General features: G+C 31.7%; 15 protein-coding genes. 2 read left to right on the top strand and 13 right to left on the bottom strand.

The window, feature by feature from the left end; genetic code table 11:
• Window positions 1-505: 505 nt before the first annotated feature.
• The 13 genes from AC2D8I_RS13470 to AC2D8I_RS13410 all read right to left on the bottom strand — a co-directional run bounded on the left by AC2D8I_RS13470 (window position 506) and on the right by AC2D8I_RS13410 (window position 15,679).
• Window positions 506-1,273, bottom strand: coding sequence for a DUF5457 domain-containing protein (locus AC2D8I_RS13470; RefSeq protein ID WP_484706544.1), 768 nt, complete (start codon window positions 1,271-1,273; stop codon window positions 506-508).
• Between the two features lie 2 nt (window positions 1,274-1,275).
• Window positions 1,276-3,681, bottom strand: a complete 2,406-nt coding sequence (gene tssR, locus AC2D8I_RS13465; RefSeq protein WP_484706543.1) for a type VI secretion system protein TssR domain-containing protein — start codon at window positions 3,679-3,681, stop codon at window positions 1,276-1,278.
• Window positions 3,678-4,622 (bottom strand): PKD domain-containing protein, encoded by a 945-nt coding sequence (locus tag AC2D8I_RS13460; protein WP_484706542.1) that lies wholly within the window; start codon window positions 4,620-4,622, stop codon window positions 3,678-3,680. The genes tssR and AC2D8I_RS13460 overlap by 4 nt, the downstream gene beginning before the upstream one ends.
• Window positions 4,623-4,627: 5 nt before the next feature.
• The gene (gene tssO, locus AC2D8I_RS13455; protein ID WP_484706541.1) at window positions 4,628-5,083 is read right to left on the bottom strand and encodes a type VI secretion system TssO; all 456 of its coding nucleotides are present in this window, start codon (window positions 5,081-5,083) and stop codon (window positions 4,628-4,630) included.
• Window positions 5,084-5,590: a hypothetical protein gene (locus AC2D8I_RS13450; protein ID WP_484706540.1), complete on the bottom strand. Its 507-nt coding sequence runs from the start codon at window positions 5,588-5,590 to the stop codon at window positions 5,084-5,086.
• 59 nt (window positions 5,591-5,649) lie between these two features.
• Window positions 5,650-6,801 (bottom strand): hypothetical protein, encoded by a 1,152-nt coding sequence (locus AC2D8I_RS13445; RefSeq protein ID WP_484706539.1) that lies wholly within the window; start codon window positions 6,799-6,801, stop codon window positions 5,650-5,652.
• Between the two features lie 167 nt (window positions 6,802-6,968).
• The gene (locus AC2D8I_RS13440) at window positions 6,969-7,865 is read right to left on the bottom strand and encodes a TssN family type VI secretion system protein (protein ID WP_484706538.1); all 897 of its coding nucleotides are present in this window, start codon (window positions 7,863-7,865) and stop codon (window positions 6,969-6,971) included.
• Between the two features lie 18 nt (window positions 7,866-7,883).
• Window positions 7,884-8,873 (bottom strand): hypothetical protein, encoded by a 990-nt coding sequence (locus AC2D8I_RS13435; protein WP_484706537.1) that lies wholly within the window; start codon window positions 8,871-8,873, stop codon window positions 7,884-7,886.
• A complete protein-coding gene (locus AC2D8I_RS13430) occupies window positions 8,858-11,296 on the bottom strand; it encodes an AAA family ATPase (protein ID WP_484706536.1) in 2,439 nt (812 codons plus the stop codon). Before AC2D8I_RS13430 ends, AC2D8I_RS13435 begins: the two co-directional genes overlap by 16 nt.
• 5 nt (window positions 11,297-11,301) lie before the next feature.
• On the bottom strand, window positions 11,302-13,077 hold the full coding sequence (locus AC2D8I_RS13425) for a hypothetical protein (protein WP_484706535.1): 1,776 nt from the start codon (window positions 13,075-13,077) through the stop codon (window positions 11,302-11,304).
• 18 nt (window positions 13,078-13,095) lie between these two features.
• Window positions 13,096-13,524 carry a GPW/gp25 family protein gene (locus AC2D8I_RS13420; protein ID WP_484706534.1) on the bottom strand — a complete coding sequence of 143 codons (429 nt, stop codon included), beginning with the start codon at window positions 13,522-13,524 and terminating at the stop codon, window positions 13,096-13,098.
• A 301-nt stretch (window positions 13,525-13,825) separates the two neighbouring features.
• Window positions 13,826-15,187: a DUF5458 family protein gene (locus AC2D8I_RS13415; protein ID WP_484706533.1), complete on the bottom strand. Its 1,362-nt coding sequence runs from the start codon at window positions 15,185-15,187 to the stop codon at window positions 13,826-13,828.
• A 33-nt stretch (window positions 15,188-15,220) separates the two neighbouring features.
• Window positions 15,221-15,679 carry a hypothetical protein gene (locus AC2D8I_RS13410; RefSeq protein ID WP_484706532.1) on the bottom strand — a complete coding sequence of 153 codons (459 nt, stop codon included), beginning with the start codon at window positions 15,677-15,679 and terminating at the stop codon, window positions 15,221-15,223.
• A 630-nt stretch (window positions 15,680-16,309) separates the two neighbouring features.
• On the opposite strand from AC2D8I_RS13410, the gene AC2D8I_RS13405 reads away from it, so the two are divergent.
• Window positions 16,310-16,882, top strand: coding sequence for a pentapeptide repeat-containing protein (locus AC2D8I_RS13405; RefSeq protein WP_484706531.1), 573 nt, complete (start codon window positions 16,310-16,312; stop codon window positions 16,880-16,882).
• A 155-nt stretch (window positions 16,883-17,037) separates the two neighbouring features.
• On the top strand, window positions 17,038-19,260 hold the full coding sequence (locus AC2D8I_RS13400; protein ID WP_484706530.1) for an NADP-dependent isocitrate dehydrogenase: 2,223 nt from the start codon (window positions 17,038-17,040) through the stop codon (window positions 19,258-19,260).
• Window positions 19,261-19,328: the final 68 nt, after the last annotated feature.

Below are 19,328 nucleotides of genomic sequence, written 5' to 3'. Positions count from 1 at the left end.
TCTTCTGGTTTCATAAATGTGTTAAAGTTAATAAATAAAAAAATCTCGAGGGTGAATTAAACCCCGAGATTTTTAAACTTACACAGTTTATGAGATACTGCCAATCAGGCAGCATAGTCATTCAGCTTAAAGTCTAAAATTTTGTTGCATATCCATGTCGTTAAAACGCTCTATACACTCTTAAGTTTACAACAGGCTAAACTAAGGCTGTATAATTGTATTCGATTTAATATTATAAACTGAATAGTTATTTTAGTACGGGGCATACAGATGCTTAGTTAATGTTTACTCCATAGATACTCCCTATTAAAGCCCTATATAGTTGCGGTTAATTGCGGTTAGTTAACCTTTTTAGCTAAAACCCCATGTTACACACATTTCAATTCACTTCTACGCCACTTCGTAAAAACAGTGTGCCATTACGGAAATAACTTATAAACAAGTGTTTAACTTCTAAGCTAAATAAAGTGCCTCACTTTTCTCTTTTCGATATTTATTAACAGCCTTAAAACTTCCCTTTAAAGAATGTTAAAACGATAATAGCCAGGAAAATGAAATTACAAAGCATTATTTTTTGAAGTAATGAATTTGTGTACTTCTGATTATAGTTAATATTACGATCTATTTGTTTCTGAATTCTATTTAATTTGGTTTGCTGTTGTTGCTGTAAAGAGTCTATTATACGATACAGTTTTGTTATTTTTGAATCTATTTTTTTATTATTGTTGTTTTGCCTTGAAAACGAATATGAGATATCATTAAATTTATCATTGGTCGTTGTTTGTTCCGTTTCTTTAGATAAATACAGGTTTTTTAATTCCAGTTGTTTGGCTGTTATTGATACTGTAGGGAGTGTTTCTTTTGTGGAAACTTCATAATTTCGATACATTTGAGAATATAAATAAGTAATATAAAGCAATGCGAGTACTCCCGTAAAAAGAATGATTTTATTTTTAATAGCTCCACTCTTTTTTTTTGATGGGGCTATATAAAAACTAGTGTTATCTGTAATTAATTCGTCTTCTTCATCATCTTTGGCTTTTTGTTCTAAAAACTCATACCTATCTAAACTATATTTGTCTAGATATAGTTTTACCTTATTTTCACGAACTAACCAATCGAGTACTTCTCTAATGTAGCGTTCTGTAATCTCAGGGTTGTCTATTTTCCAAAGGACATCGCTGGCAGACAAGCCTATTGGCTTCTCTTTATCTTCTTTATACATGATTTTTAAAATAACGTCATGTATTGGTAACTCTGTTCGTTTGCTCATTTTTATAGTATATAATCGTTGGGGATTAAATAAAATTTTGTTTTGCCTCCGTCGGTGTAAATTAAAGGTTCTTTTTCGGCAAGAATCTTTTCTAAGGCATCTACCTTATGTCTTAACTCTTTAATTGTTTTGGTAAAATCTAGATGCGATATTTTTCTCTTCCTGTGAATGTATTTGATTTTCGTTTTTTGTAAAAATTCGCTTTGTACAGGTAATCCCGTTTTCATAAAAATGAGATCTGCTATATAATCGTTTCTTCGAAGTGTTTTTCGAAACATTTTTTTATTAGCGGCTCTACTATTTTTTCTGTAGTTAGCATATAATTTAGCCCTGTCTTTTCTTTTTGCGATTTTCCGAAATAAAGGGAACAAGGATTTATACTCATCGATTACTGTTATTAATTCATCTCTACTAAGTAAATATGCAGTGCTGGTATTGGGGTTATCTTGTGGGCTATAATGTTTATCTTCATAATAGTTTTCATACATATAGTCTTTAGGGATTAGCTGTAAACTGTCTGCATAGGTAACGTCTTTAATAATAGAGGCTTTAATTTTAGCTCCTGCTTTACTTCTTAAAAACCCTAATTTATCTATATGGTACTCTAATGAATTAATCAATTCGGAATTAAATTTCAATGCTGAAGTCAGTACAGAATCTACAGCTGTATCTAAAGAGGTGGCCAGTAATCTCTTGTTTATTTTTGGAAAAGCGATGCCGCCTTGGTAAGTGCTATTTTTAGGCGCATCGTAAACATATATATTATCTATTGCGGGGATATTACTAAATAGATTCTCATTTTTTATCAAAGTATTGTCTACAATAAACGCTCTAATAAAGTCCGTATGATGACTACTCACTCTGCTTAAAACATCTTTCGAATGTAAGATGAAGTCTTGGTGTTGATCGGTTGCTTTATTCTCTAATTGATAAAAAATTAATCGTGAAGAAGTTTGCCCTAGCTTGGTCGTGATATCTTTTATATTTGATAGTGTAGGGAAACGCTTTTCTCCAGCTATTAAAATGATGTTATTTGTAAAACTCTGTTGTGGTATACCTGTTATTGCATTTTCAAAACATTGCTCTAATCCTTTTGTATTAGGCGTATTGGACGTATTGGTTGCTATTAGTTCGTCACTTATAAAAATATTATGAAGATAATCGATCCATGAAGAAAAGGCAGTCGTTTTAGGGAATGAGTAAAATTGATCACAGCCATAGGAACTGGCACTAAAGGTAATTTCGTAATCCTTATATTTTTTATCTGAAGTGAGTAAAATCCATATTTGTTGTAAAGAACTCATCAACATAAGGTGCTTTTTTTTTAAAGCGCTACTACAGTCAAAAATGTAATGAAAATTGATGACTTTGTGTTCTTTTTTTATTGTTTCTACTTTATTTAATAATACAGTTTCACCATCGATATTAAAAAGTTTATTATCAGAGTGATCCCAAACGGCTAATGGGAGCGCTATTTCTAAAGAATCTTGTTGTTTTATAGGTGTTTTTTCATGTTCTGAAAGATCATAGATAATATTAGAGCCGATGTCTTTTTTATACACATACTCTATGGCTTTGTTTTTTTTGTTATAAAAGCCTAATGAATCTGCTTTATCTACTATATATACTCTTTGCTGACCTATTGCTTTTATTAACGCTTTAGGAATCCAACCCATAACCCTAGTTGCAGAATCTGCGGGTTTCATATGTTCTAGGTTGGAAACTAGTGCAGCGTTTTTATTGCTGTTATACTTATATAAATAGACTAACTGATCTAAATTTAAGGTTTTATCACTTTTCTCTTGAAACATAGGATCTTTATAGAGAAAAACGGTTTGTTTTTTTACATAATCTTCAGTATTATATAGGGTTTTTATGTCATGTATTCCTACAAGATACCTTATCGGTTTATAATTATGTTTACTTAATTTTGGGTGCGGGTAGGGGAGTACATTATCTTTATGAATCCATCCTATGTACTTCATTTTTGTGGCATCGGAAAAGGAGTATTTTCCTCTAAAAAAAAGAGCGAAAATCCCTTTAGGTTTGCCTATTAAGCTAGGGTCTAGTGTTACGACTTCTAGATAATTATTTTTTTGATCAATAACGTAATAGGGCGCTAAAAAACTTTGTTTGTCGCCTGCTATTTGTGCATCGGGACTAAGGTAGACTTTATTACGCGATCGGTCTGAGTATACGGTGTAATATCCCTTATCTTTGCGTTGTTTTTTTTTTGTTTTAGTTGTATCTAAAAAATTATATGTATCTCTTTTTATTTTATCAATTATAGCATATTTGCGAACCTGCGCTTGCAGTTGCGTATTTAATACAGGAAAAAGCCCTAGAGAAAGGCCTAGAAGTAAGACTATAGTCCTTCTTTTATATGATTTTTTTATGTACTGAATCATTTATTGATAACGCTTTGTGTTACTTTTATTTTTTTTAGGCAATTAAAAGTATCGATCGCAACTTCATTAATTACAACTGTTTTTGCTCCTTTTCCTTCTAGATAATGCAAGCCTTGGCAGTAACTATATAGGTCATTATATCGCGCGCCATTAATAACGACAACGACTTCGTCGGCCTTTTCACAGGTGTATCTGTTTTCGATATGTTTTAAGCTATTATAATAATCTTTTTTATTACTTGTTGTTGCATCCGCAATTGTTTGAAGTCTTTCTTTTATATCTTCTTGCGCAAGAGAGAGAGAGTCTAGGCGCCCAGATTCTTCGATTACCTCAAATAATGGTAAGATTTTTATTTGATGATATACTGGATATTTAGAGGTGTTGGTTTTTAATTTCACATTATAAGTGCCTTCATTTTTATAAACATATACCACCTGGCCCTCATAAGCATCTACGGTTCCTGTTTCTCCAAATTCCCAAAACCACGAGTCTACTCCAGGAGCATATGATGAAAAAACCAATTCTTCTCCTACATACCCTAGATCTATACCATGGATTTTTGGTACCGAATCTATTGCTTTTTTATTAGGTAATGAAATAACCTCTATATATTTAGAGATTTTATACTTAGCATCTAGCTCTAGTGTAACCATATACTTTCCTTTTTTCTTATAGGTATAGTTTATGTTATGGTTGCGCATTAGTGTATCGCCATTACCTAAATGCCAGATCATCTCTCTGTTTTTATACTGGTTAATATCATTAACTAGAAATTCTAATTCTTCATTTATTTCATAATGGTAATCATTATTAGAATCGTGGATACTAAAATCAATATTGCTAATCGTTTCCTTAAACGGCATTCTAACAGCTATAAGAAGTGCTACAATAATTGCTATTGCAAACACTATCAAGATTACTATTGTTTTATTAAATCTCATAACTTTTAAATATTGGCCTTACACTCTTTAAGATTATCTAAAATAATTTTTTTGTTTTTTATTAAAGAGCTATGTTCTTCTCTGGTGTCAAAATAGATTTGTAAAATATTAGCAGATTGTATGCCAAAAAAATACTTAGAATTCATTTTGTTTTCTTTATAGATAGATCTAATATTAAATATTTTTTTATTGATCTCATCTTGCTTTTGTACTTGATGGATGTCGAACTCCATAGCCGTTATTTCTTGATGGATATTTTTTACTTGCTCGGCATATGCTGTTTGTTTTTCTATAATAGTTTCATAGCTATCGATCGCTTCTAGTAGCTCAGCATTATCGACTGTGGGGATTTTTAGGATAAATTTTGTTTGTAAAATATACAATAGCACAATGGATAAAATAAATAACAATACGTATTTGACTTTTCTCCAAAAAACCTCGCTTAAATCTTCGACTTTCATTTATTCTTTATTTTTATTAGACTTTACACCGTCCTCTCTATATTTCTCTCTACATTTTTCTAACAACTCTTTATTGTATATATATTCTTCCGATTCATTTTCATAATCATCGATTATAGATTGAATAGTTTTTATTTGAAATAAGAGCTCATTATACAATTGAAATTGATTTGTAGTTATAGATTCTGTGCTAGCTATTTCGTTTTCTATACCTATTCTAAGGTTGGATATTAAACTCTGAAATTGCTTATGTTCTCCTATTGTCCTTTTTTTATTTTTTAATTTATAGATCAATTTTGTGATTTCATCTATTTCAAAGGTAATTGCTGCTTGTTTTTCAAACACTTTGTTGTATTCTGCATGTTTGGTTTCTAAAACATTTATTCCTTTTTTTCCAGCAGAAATCGCAAAAAAACTACTAGAGAAAATCACAAGAAGTGTGATCAAAAAGACCAACACAAATTGTAATTGAGAGAGCATTCTCTTCTTATGATTTAATGGTTTCACTTATAAAGAGGTTAAGGGTTATTATTGGCTTGTATAAACAATTGCGAACAGATTTTATTTTAATCGATAATTGACCACGATTTACTTTTGGACACTGTTTTTGTAATCATACTTTCTTCGCTAATTACAATATTATCTTTTCGTTGCCCTATATATTCTAGATCACTTAATCGTTTCCATAATTTATCTAATATTGTAATAAAATAATCGGCTTTATTAAGCGTATCATTGATATCTTGATGGTTATACTTAATATCGATAACATTACCTAGCGTTGTTTCGAATACCGAAGGTTTGATGTCTATCCATTCATAATAGTATTGTAACAATTTTTCTTTTTCGGTTTCTTCCATAATGGTTAGTTCGTTATAGAGATAATTTGCTAAAATGGATATTTTTTGACCGATATAAATTGGAGATTGTTCTTCGCCTATTTGATTAAACTCATAGATATGCTGGCTTACAAAATCCATAACTTTATTACTTAATAAAAAGGTATTACGAACCAAGGCATTACTTTGTGATTTCTCTTTGTTTTTTTTATTAATAATAACAGAGTAATTACGTAGGCGTAATAGGATTTGTGCTATTTTTTTATAAAAACCATATAATGGTTTATGATACATGATGCGAGCAACAGGAGGCGTATAGTCATTATCGATTACGAAACTTCCATTTTTCCATTGGATTTGCCCTACTAACAAATAATATTTTTCTAAAAAACTACTGTTAAACTGACTCTTGGATATTATTTTAAGATCTACTTTAGGTAATACGTAAGGGTGGTGTAACGGAATCACTTCTGGATCTGGTTCTCCAATAGGAATTAATTCAAAAGGGTTAATTATGACCACCAAATAAAATTCGAGATTATTATTAGTGTCTATATCTTTCGATTCAAGAGTTGCAGTAGGGATTAATCCCCCGTACATATCGATATTAAATTCTATTTTGCAGCCCTTAGCGGTTAATGCATTACAGTTATGTAATTCAAGAACCAATCGTTCTTGAGTATGCGTTTTTGTTTCAATCTCTAAGGCAGACAGCATTCCTTTTCTGGCTTCTAATAAACCATAATCATAACTATGGATTCTTGTTTCTACTGCATCTCTAACTGTATTTACCGAATTAAAATAACTTTCGGTAAAATGATCTTTGGTTATTTTTACTCCATCTGTCCAATTGACAGCATAGTGATTGTTATTTTTCATTTGTTTTTATTTTTATTCCATTGACCCCAATCGTACATTCCGTTCTTGCGATCTGTGTTATTACTTTTTAAAATTGTTGTCCGATTTCTACCGTTTGATGTGACATTGACTCACTTGTAAAACTCCAATTTTCTTGATAATATTTTATGGATGTTTATTAAATATCATTATTCTGGATTCGTATTTTCCTTAACGACACTTCCTTGCGAAACACGACGTACATAAAGGACTTTCTTGTTTTTTATTTTGTTGTAGATGACATCTTCTTCAAAATTTAGCATTCTAGTAAAAATGGGAATAGGAAGCCATTTATTGGTATATATAATCCAACCATAGGAGCCATTTTCGTTTTCCAGTTCGATTACGTTATTTGGGAAACGTATATTTTGATCGTCTACAAATCGATTAAACCATCTCCCAAGGGTTACATCTTCTGGTAATTTTACCGAAAAAGAAGCGTATTGTTTAGCATTAGGGGTACGCTTTATTTTTACGGTTACTTGCATTAGTCTGAAGGTGTCTACGTTGTTCCAATATTCCTCATCATTAACATCATGATCCATAATCCATAGTTTATAAAACGGGCTTGGTATTTTTAAAAACATAGCTCTTGAAAACGCATAAAATGGCGGGACTAAAAACCAGAATACGGTAAGCATAGCCCATAAGGCATAGCCTAGCGTATTTACCCACGAAAATACCAAATAGTAGATCCATCCCGATAAAATAACGGTAATAAATAAGCCCAGAATGATTAACCATCGGTGTTTTTTAAAACCAATACTTTCAAAGGCTTTAGAGTGTGAAAATAAATTAAAAAGCGCTCCCATAAGCAAGTAATAGCCTATAGAGATTAAGAGGCCTCCCCAGATAAACTCATATTTAAGTAACCCTAATAAGCTTGGTAATGCCAATATTAAAGATAATAGGAGGACAAAAATGATCATTTTTTTTAACTTAAGTACAGCTTTACCTTTTGCAATTGTATTAAGTAAGAACGCCGCCAAAACAATAATAAGTGGCGCTAGTAAATATTTTAGAAAAAATAATAATAATACATTCATAAATAATGTCGATATGTTTTAAATACTTGGTTCTAATACCTTTTTAGGGGTTAGCGTTTTGTTTTTTTTGTTTGTATTTGTTAGCGTATCATATCCTAAGTAATTGGACCCTAATACAAATCCATTAGTATTAAGGCAACGATACGTAACTTTTATAGCTCTATTAGAAAAGATAAAAAAGGCTAATATTTTTTTAATAATGTTGCGATTTTTTTCTAGTGTTTTATAATCTAATTGTTCCTTTAGTAGTATGGTCGCATATATGTCATCCTGCTCACTAATTACTGGGCCTTGTGTACCAAAGTTGTAGCCCAAAATCCCAGTACCTAAAGCCATAAATGGGCTATCGTTTAATGTACATGCTTGATATTCTAAAATAACATCAAATCCTAATATTGATCGGAATAATTGTTCTAATCCTGATAAGTTTTCTTTTAATTGCTCTGCATTACATAGGTTTAAAAATAACTTATACGATTGTTCTTTACTAAGGGGAATCTCTTTCTTTATAATGGCGTTTGCTAAGGCAAATAAATTTTGTTTAGCATAATCATCTGTAAAAATGTTAATATACCTATTGGTAAGTTTTAGCTTTTCATTAAATAACTCGGTATCAAAAGGAATAAAGAAATGTAAGCTTTCTTCTTCTTTTTTTCTGTTTTGTCGTATCGCTTCTACAATTTCCCGATTACTCATCGAGGGATTACTAATGACTAGTGGATGAAACAGAATTTCCGGTAATTGGTGGTATATACTATTACGACTTAAATGAATAAAAATAGTGTCTTGCTGTAATTGCATACTCAGTGGGATGTAACTGGTAATGTCTAGAACATCTACGGAGAAAGCCCTACTGTTCATCCCATGGTTTTTAATCCAGATATCTTTCCCTTCGGTATTTCCGAGAATAAATTTCAGTTCTTCATAAAAAACTTCAGCTTTAAAGCTTGTAATCTCACTTCTTTTTATTTCATCCAGATCTACGGTCATGGCTATTGTTTTTCCCAAATTAAGCTGTCATCCTTGTAATCCACAAAAACGGTATCTCCAGCAACGATCTGTTCTGAAACGATCATTCTAGATATGGCCTTTTTGATATAGGATCGTATGACTCCAGATATGGGGCGTGCACCATATTTCTGGGAATAACCTTTACTAGAAAGATGCTTTAGTGCTTCTTCGGATAAGTTAAGTGTGATATTTTTTTGTTTTTCCAGTTGTTTTTGAAGGCTTTTAAGCTGAAGCCTAAAGATGGATTGCGCAATCTTTTCATTAATAGGAGCAAAGGGAACAACTTCTGTAATTCTACCTAAAAATTCTGGCCTGAAATGATTACTCATTACATCTATTAACTGGTTTGAAGTTGGGGTTTTCTGCTCATTAAATTGTTCAGAAATCCATTGGCTTCCAATATTTGAAGTAAAGATAATTATTGCATTAGAGAAATCGCCTTCACGTCCTAGCTTGTCATGAATTTGTCCTTCATCCATAATTTGTAGAAAGACATCATATACAGAACTATGTGCTTTTTCTATTTCATCAAAAAGAATGATTGAATACGGTTTTTCTCTAATTTTATTAACGAGCATACCACCTTCTTCATACCCTACATATCCTGGAGGTGCTCCATATAAGAGCGCTGCAGAATGTTCTTCTTTAAACTCAGACATATCAAACCGTATCATAGCACTCTCATCATCAAAGAGTAATTCGGCAAGCGATTTTGTTAATTCTGTTTTCCCTGTTCCGGTAGGGCCTAAAAAGAAAAAAGAACCAATAGGTTGCTTAGGATTACTTAAACCACTTCTAGATTCTATAATGGCATCTGATAATGTTGTAATGGCATGCTCTTGTCCTTTTACCCGTTGTTGTAAACGTGTCTCTATATTTAGAAGGCGTTCTTTTTCTTCGGCTTGAATTTTTCCTATAGGAATCCCAGTAATGCTAGCCACCAAAGCCGATACTTCATGTGCTGTGACTTCTTTTATAGGCGCTTGTGCTATTTTTTTAGCTTCTTGTAAATACTCTCCAAGTTTTTGAATTAGTTTTTCTTCGTCTTCTATGGCTAATATATCATACTTACTGGAGATATTATTTAGAATTACCGGACTAATTCTATCAGTGGTTAAACGGTATAAAAACCAAAGGTTTAAAACCGTATCGCTTTTTCCTAATAAAATGGCTTTTAGTTGTTTTTCTATGGACTCTATTTCTTTTAAAGAGTTTGTATTACTCGTGTGCACAGATGCTAAAGTGCGATCTAGTAAATCGATTGCACCATAGGGTAACTTATTTTCTTTAAAATATCTTGTGGAATAGTTTACCGATTCTGTAATGGCTTCTTCTGCTATTTTTAATTGATAGTAAGCGGTTAGTTTATACTTGTGATTGTCTAAACATTTTAGGAGTACCATTGTTTCTAACTCTTCCAACTGTAAGACTTCTAACTTACGATGGATGGAGTGTTTCTCGATTGTTTTTCTGTAAGCATCAGGATTAATGGTTGCTATAAGGTTTATTTTTCCATCATTAAGTTGTGCCGAAATCAGGTTTGTTATTGTACCAGAGCTGCCTTGTGAGCCTTCTGTAAGAATTTGGATATCGTCAATGATTAGAATACAATCATCTAATTTTTCAATTTTATCGAAGCTATCGCTTAATTTTTTAGAGACATCATTTTCATTGGCGCTATTTGCTAATAATTTAGAAGCGTTAAGGCCTATGATTTGTTTTTCAGAAAGCATAGGGTTTTCAGATTCTGCGATATGCTTAATTAAGCCTTTAATAATCCCTGTTTTTCCTACTCCAGAATCGCCTACTAAAAGAATGCCTCTATTCTCCTGACGTTCTAGGTTTTCTAATATACTGCGTATTTCTTTATCTCTTCCCAAGATAAGAGTCCCGTCATTTATGTTTTTTTGGCTAATGAGATTTGTACAATACGGTATCGATTGTAGTAATTCGGTCTGTTCGCTATCGGTCAGGGTTTTTGAAGCGGAGAGAGGTGACTCATAGAGTTTATAAAACTCTTCCTCTGTAACCGAAATGGTTTCTAATTGTTTATCGTTATATATAACGCCTTTTCTTAGTATTGCTGTAAATATACAAACCCCATCTATGTAGTCTGTACCAAGTCTTAATTTAGAGCGTTCAGATTCTTCAAAAACATTCTCAACATTATTATCTGGAATGGGTTCTCCTGCTTTTCTTTCTTGCGACTCATACATTTCTTTTCGCATCTCAAACCATTCTTGAAGGTAATCGGGGTCTTTACCCATACTTGATAAAATATCACTGACTCCAGTAGCTTCATACAATAAAGCTAATGCCAAATGGGCGACTCCATAGGTTGAATGCATATCTTTGGAAGCCAAAGATTTTGCGAGTCGTACTGCAGATACTACACTGGGACTGAAATTATTTTCGATCATGAATTTTATATTATATTTACTCGATACGGCGTATTATGTACCGACTTATTTTGTAATTCTAACTGTAAAAAATGACTTAAACGCTTTTTGTTTTCACTATTAAGGTTACGACTTTGGATTAATGCAACATCAACATCTGTGGTTCTAACAAGGCCTTGTTTTTTGTTTGAAGAGATGCCTACTCCAGATTTTACGTTTACGCTTTCAACAATTTCTCCTACGGTCATCGATATAAATTCCTTGATATCTTCATTAGAAACAATTCGGTCTTTAGATAGTAATCCATATCTAAAACTGCTTATTTTTTCTTTGGTTCCATTTTTTACTAAACCACCTATAGTATCTGTTTGTAAGCGTATATTGTTTGTGTCTAATCCAATGGTTTGGTATTGATTAAGTAGTGTGCCTGCTTTTATATCGTTAGCCAAACCAGCATTGGTTGTCCAATAACTACATTCGTAGGTTTGTGATGTTTTATGAGGGATTGTTAATAGGTAGACTTTTTCACTATTGTCACTAACGTTTTTATATCTGTAATTGACTTTGCGTTCTAGAACGTCTAGCTTGTCATTTAAATCCTCCAGATAGGCATTAAGTAAATCATAGCCTATAGCAGAAAAAGAACTCCCTTCTTCTCTAATTGTTTGTATAACCTGTTTTAAAATAAACTTAGCATTACGTTCGTCAAATTGCTCTATCTCTCCAAAATAAAGAGAGAATGAACCCGCTAGGCTATCGATATCATTTTTTAAAGTGTTTTTATAAACGGCTCCTTTATTATCGATAAGCGATTCTACATTAAGAAAAATCTCCTCATCATTAGAAAATAAGGAAATTATTTTTCCATTTCTTTTGATATTATGTTGTCTATATGAAAACTTGCGATTAACAATAGGAAATGTATTTAATGAAATACTTATTTTCTCTAGTTCCTCTTTTACAAAGGCTACAGGAAAAGACAATTGTAACCAAAAAAGCTCTTTATTATGTGCTTCCAAAGTGTTTTCATCAAAAATATCCTTACATTTTTCTGTTAAGGCATGTTTATTTCTAGAGCTATTTGTAAGATCGAGGGTGTATAAATAATCTTGATAATAGCGATGTATTGCTGTGTAGTAATGCTCTTTATTTATGGATTGATCTTCAGTTTCTTGATACAGGTTTAATTCATTACCTTCAAAATCATAGACCTTTGCCATTTTTAGGTATGAATTAAGATCTGAATCCTTTAATAAGATACTAATCGGAATTTTATTTTGTTTTTTTAGTAATGTTTTATCAATATCAATTCCAACCCAAATTGTATATTCGGGGACACGACTTTCTTGGTATGATTCTATGATCTGCTTAGCAACTTTTTTATCATCGTTAAAAATGAGTTTTCGTTCTAATACAGTACAGTATACTTTTGCTTTTATTAAGTCTTGTTTTTTTATAGGGGTAAAAAACAAATCGGTTAAATTACCTTGGGTTATTTTTTGAAAATATAGTTGTGTTGTTTTATCAATTTCGCCAACTGTTTCTGAAGGTTGTGCGCTTATAAGTGCATGAGCAGGTGTTGGTAAAGACCAATTTTCATTAACCAGGATTTTAGAGATACGTTCTAGTAATTTTGCATCAGATATTTTTACTTCTTGATATATTTTGGACAATTCAAAAGAGAATACATCCAAAAACATCTCTATTAAGGGGTCTATTTTTTGATTATTGTCGATACCCCACAATTCCATAGAACGCATTTTCATACGTTCTTTAATTTTTTTATAATTATTATCAACCATATCTTATAGGTGGTGGTGTTATTGAGATACAGGGCTTACATATACTGTTGTGTCAAAATGAAAAGGGACTCCAGTTTGTATAATGCTTCCCGAAACACTTATGATTGCTTTACGTCTTATTTGAGAGTGTTTTTTTGAATCTATATCTGTATCGACCTCGCTTAAATTTACAACGACTTTTATGCCTGAAAGCCTGGTTTCATACTTATTAATTGCATGTACAAGTGAGAGCCTTACTTTTTCTTCCCATTCGTATGTTTTAACCAATTGATTAAACTCTAACTCCCATATATCCGATCCAAAGTCATCTTTTCCAGCGACTTCTCCATACCTGCTAATTATTAGCATCATAATATATTGAGCTATAGACTCTTCTAAAGAGCACTCTTTTTTTGCTTTCCCTTTTAAAAGGTCAGAAAAACCTATGGGTAATTTTAAATGCTTCATAAAAAAAGGATCAATCTTTTATTTGTTTTATAATACGGCTTCACGTAATATAAAACGATAACTTAAGTAGATATAACAAAATAAAACGAGCCCATGACCATTAAAGTCACTAACGAATTGTGTTTCTTTTTCAAAAGAGCTACAATAATCACTTACTAGAGGCGAATGTTATCCATTCATGATCTCTAATTAAATGTAATGAATACTTACTGCTAGATTTTAATCTAGCAGTAAGTAGTTCTCTTATTGAGTTTGAAAATAAATAGCTTAAATTTTTATAAAAGAAAAATGTAACAGATTATTATTGCTGTTTGTATTCGCTATGCCACTCGGCACTTTCGGGACCATCTCCTTTATGTCCATCTAATTGAATCACAAAGCTTTTAGCTGGAAAATAAGGGGTGATATGTATATCTAATAAAACACGATCTTTTTGATTTTGATCTTGTTCTATTTTCATAACCTTAAAGCGTTCGATTAAATTTGTAGGCCCTTGAATACTGTCTAAAAATTTAACGATTTGACTTCTTAAGTCTGCTTCTGTACGGGTTGTCCAGTTTTCAAAAGCCCTTCTGTTTAAAAAGTCAAAAAGAACTTTAGTAATATGATCAAATACTCTTACTACAGAGTATGTTTGTAGTCCTAAATTATCACCATTAAATAGTGTCTTAGCAGAAAAGGCCATTACTTTACTATACTCATTTACCATAGGAACTAATCCCATTTTATCTAATTCGGAGATTTCTCCCTTTTTAAGATCAAAACGAACACTTTCTACTTCGTTAATACCGCCAAACTTTTTACCAGCAACAACTTGAGACATTAATGTGCTGTATATTTTCCCTGCTAATGCAGTAGATGGTGGAACATAGAGATTTTCTTCTTCGCCTACTACATTATCTTTCTTTCGGCCTAATAACCAGTTACAGGTCATTACAGTGTTTGATTTAAAAACATCTCCTCCTGTATGGTTGGCATTATGAAAAACGTCTACCACATCATCTGGAGATTCTAAATCTTGAAAATCTGTAACAAGTATCGCTTTGTTATCATAAGCAATTTTAGACCATTTATCTAAAACTGCATTAGAGCCTAAATACCCAGGGATACTAAGTATACCGTAATTTTCTCTTAGGTCTAATCGGTCAAAATTTTGTTTTAATTCATTAGAGACATAATCGATAAATAAAGAATTGTCTAAATCTTTTATTTGATCTAGATCTGCATTTAAAATCGTAACATTCTTAACTTTATCAGATTCTGAATTTTTATAAAACAATGCGACAGATCGGTATGATCTTTCCAGTTCTTCTGTTGCTTTTAAGGCCGATTTTAAATTTAGATTTAATGTTTTATCTGCTCTTGTTCCATTCTCTTTTGCTACATCGAGCATGCCTTCGATATCTTTACCACTTTGTAATAAATCAATCCATACATTGAGTCTACTTGAAAGGTTTTTTCGTTCTGTTTCCCATTGCTCGTCATTAAGAAAAATATTTCTTCTTGCTTTTCGTTTTGGGTTTAGGTTTGAGAACCCATCTATTATATTTTCTAAAAATGAAAATCCGCCATATTCTGCTAAAGCATTAATTGAAGAACCTACTTTTGGTGCTGCTTTTTCTTGAATAGAAGCCGCCTTGTTTTCCTGGACTTTTGTTGCCATAATTTTTTCTTATTTTAAAATGTGATTAATGAACTATTTGGTACTTGCAGCTTCGATTTCTTTCAAAGATTCTTGTAATAGTTCAACAATAGCGGTTCTTGTCTCAGGATTATCTAGAGCTTTCTTTAGCCCTCTGTTTGAAGTAAGTTGGCGGGTTATTTTTGTGTTTTGTTCTTTTTCAATATTAAGTTTACTTAAAAAATCGCTATTTTCTTTTATAGCTTTGGCGCCAAAATCACCTAGATTTTTAAAGTGCATTGTCTCTTTTACATCTGTCCCATTTTCATCTTGAAACTCAAGATTTAATTTAGGAGCAAACTTTTCGAAAACATCTTCTACCGTTTTAAGATCATAGACTGCTTCTGGGCTTACAGGAGGTTCGTTGGTTAATTTTTGGATTAATAAAGTTTTGTTAGAAGGGATATCAGCAATAGATTCACTTGCATCAACCTTTACTTCATTTCCTCCAATACCGTAATTATACATTGACATACTAAAAGGGGTTTTATTATTTATAATTTATATTATTTAGTAAATGAAACTCATTATTCTTTTTCTAAGATGAATAATGAAAATCAAAAACTATATGATGGTCATATTGTATGTCTCAAAATTAGTTAAAATGTAACCAATTATTATTATTAAATTTTACTAATATCTAATAAAATATGTAAGGCATTGTTTGTTAGGTATTTGTGTGTGTAAAAAAAACTTGATATTCATTTTTTTAAGAAGTTTATTTAATGTTTTTAATTATTTTTTATTAAACTCTTAGTATGTTTTTCTCTATTTAGTACATTTACTAAATAGACCTTATCAGTTCTTTTTTTGCTTTGAAATTGTGAAGAAAGATGTTTTTAGTAATGATGTTAATTTTAAAATGAAGTATAAATAATAAGTATATAAGGGGTTTTTGTAAATTAACCCTATTTAATGCTGTTTTTGATTAGAGAATTTTCTGATATTATTTGAAGAAGATTTAGCTTTAGTTAGGGAAGCATCGTAATTAGAATAAACAACAAATAACTCAGATTCTCTAATTAAAAGTAGTTCGATTTAAGGAAGGAGGTCAATATAATTAAAATCGATAGCCAAATTAGAATTAGCAAGCAAAAACATAAAATGAATTTACCTTTTATTGCAGATAAAACTTTCGAAAATAAAAATTATACTATCCATAAATTGCCAGAAGCAGAATATGATAATTGTACTTTTATCAACTGCGATTTTAGCAATAGTTACCTTTCTAGTGTTTCTTTTTTAGATTGTGAATTTATAGCATGTAATTTAAGTTTGGTAAAAATAAAAGGAACTGCTTTTAAAACCGTTGTTTTTAAGAATTGTAAACTTCTAGGAGTGCCTTTTCACGATTGTAACCCGTTTTTATTTTCGGTATCATTTAAAAATTGTATACTTAATTTGTCTTCGTTTTTTAATTTAAAAATAAAGAATAGCACTTTTATGGACTGTAAATTAGAGCAAGTAGATTTTACTAATACAGATCTAACACAATCAACGTTTGATGCTTGTGATTTTTATCAAGCCATTTTTGATAAATCAATTCTTGAAAAAGTAGATTTTACGACTTCAAAAAATATTAGAATAAACCCTGAAAGAAATAGATTAAAACAAGCTAAGTTTACAAAAGAAAATGCCTTAGGATTATTATCACACTATAATATTGATATTATTTAATTTTAAAGGGGTATAAATTATCAATCTAATAATTTGATAGACTAAAAAATAGTATATTATTAATAGGTGCTAGCTTGCGATACAAAGTTTAAAATACTGTCTGAATTTTGTATATTCGCAACACGAATTTTCAAAAATAACTAAGCATTTTATATATGTCACAAGCACCAAAAATTATTTACACAAAAACAGATGAAGCACCAGCTTTAGCTACGCGTTCTTTTTTACCAATTGTGAAAGCTTTTGTAGAGCCATCTGGTATAAACATTGAAACGAGAGATATTTCTTTGGCAGCTAGAGTGTTGGCTGTTTTTCCAGAGGTTTTAAAAGAAGATCAACGTGTTTCAGACGATTTAGCATTTCTTGGAGAACTGGCAAAACGACCAGAAGCTAACATTATAAAATTACCCAATATTAGTGCTTCAATTCCTCAATTAAAAGGAGCTATTGCAGAATTACAATCTCAAGGTTTTGGAATACCAAATTATCCAGATGAGCCAGCAAATGATTCAGAAAAAGAGATAAAATCACGTTATGATAAAATTAAAGGAAGTGCAGTAAATCCAGTATTACGTGAAGGGAATAGTGATAGGCGAGCGCCAAAAGCTGTAAAAAATTATGCTAAGAAAAACCCACATTCAATGGGGAAATGGGCTAGCGATTCTAAAACACATGTTGCAACAATGACAGCCGGAGATTTTGCTCATAATGAGAAATCGGTAACAGTGAATGCACCAACTACAGTAAAGATTGAACATACAGATCTTAATGGAAAAGTGACAACATTAAAAGAAAACCTAGCATTGCTGCAAGGTGAAATTATTGATGCAACTGTAATGAGTAAGAAAGCTTTGCTAAGCTTTTTAGAGGAGCAAATAGCAGATGCAAAATCTAATAATGTCTTATTTTCATTGCATATGAAAGCAACGATGATGAAAGTAAGTGACCCTATTATTTTTGGACATGCAGTGCGCGTATTTTTTAAGGATGTTTTTACTAAATATGGAGAAACCTTCGCAGACATTGGAGTTGACGTAAATAATGGTTTTGGAAACCTGTTGAATAAATTAAGTGATTTACCAGAGGAAACGCGTAACGCAATACTTTCAGACATTAATGCTGCTTTTGAAAATGGTCCAGCTCTAGCAATGGTAAACTCAGATAAAGGGATTACGAATCTACACGTACCTAGTGATGTTATAATTGATGCATCTATGCCAGCAATGATACGTACTTCTGGACAAATGTGGAATGCAAATGGGGAACAACAAGATACTAAAGCTGTTATTCCAGATAGTAGTTATGCTGGAATTTACACCGCTACAATAGATTTTTGCAAAGCACACGGTGCTTTTGATCCCACAACAATGGGAACAGTGCCTAATGTAGGGTTAATGGCGCAAAAAGCAGAAGAGTATGGCTCTCATGATAAAACCTTCGAAATAGCTTCCAGTGGAACCGTTCGTGTGATAGATGCTTCTGGAAAAACCTTAATAGAACATACTGTTGAGGCAGGAGATATTTGGAGAATGTGTCAGGTTAAAGATGCGCCAATTCAAGATTGGGTGAAATTAGCTGTTACCCGAGCAAGAGCTTCACAAACGCCAGCTGTATTTTGGTTAGATAAAAATAGAGCGCATGATGCTGAATTAATAAAGAAAGTTAATGTTTATTTGAAAGCTCATGATACAACCGGTTTAGATTTAAGAATCTTATCTCCTATAGAAGCTACTAAATTTACTTTAACGCGTATAAAGGATGGAAAGGATACTATTTCAGTTTCAGGTAATGTATTACGGGATTATTTAACAGATTTATTTCCAATTTTAGAAGTAGGGACTAGTGCTAAAATGTTATCTATTGTACCTTTAATGAATGGCGGTGGTTTATTTGAAACAGGAGCTGGAGGTTCTGCTCCAAAACACGTAGAACAGTTTACCAGCGAAAATCATTTACGTTGGGATTCTTTGGGTGAGTTTTTAGCATTGGCAGTATCGCTAGAACATTATAGCCAAGTTAATAATAATACAAAAGCTAAAATCCTTGGAGATGCTTTAGATGACGCTACAGAAAAGTTGTTAGAAAACAAAAAGGGACCTTCTCGTAAAGTAGGGGAGTTAGACAATAGAGGGAGTCATTTCTATATTGCATTATATTGGGCAGAAGCTTTGGCTAATCAAACAAAGGACGTTGCTTTGAAAATAGAATTCACATCAATTGCTAAGCAGTTGTCTGAAAACGAAGTTGTTATTGTTAATGAATTAAATGAAATTCAAGGACAAGCTGTAGACATAGGAGGATACTACGAACCTAAAGAAGATTTAATAAATAAGGCTATGCGGCCAAGTGTAACACTTAACAGTATATTAAAGCGATAATAACGTGCAAAAGATTATAAAAAAAAGCTCCTTTTCGGGAGTTTTTTTTATAATCTTTTATCTTAAAT

The sequence above is a fragment of the Lacinutrix sp. YIN62 genome (genome assembly GCF_057219185.1).
This window is presented reverse-complemented; position numbering and strand designations above follow the sequence as displayed.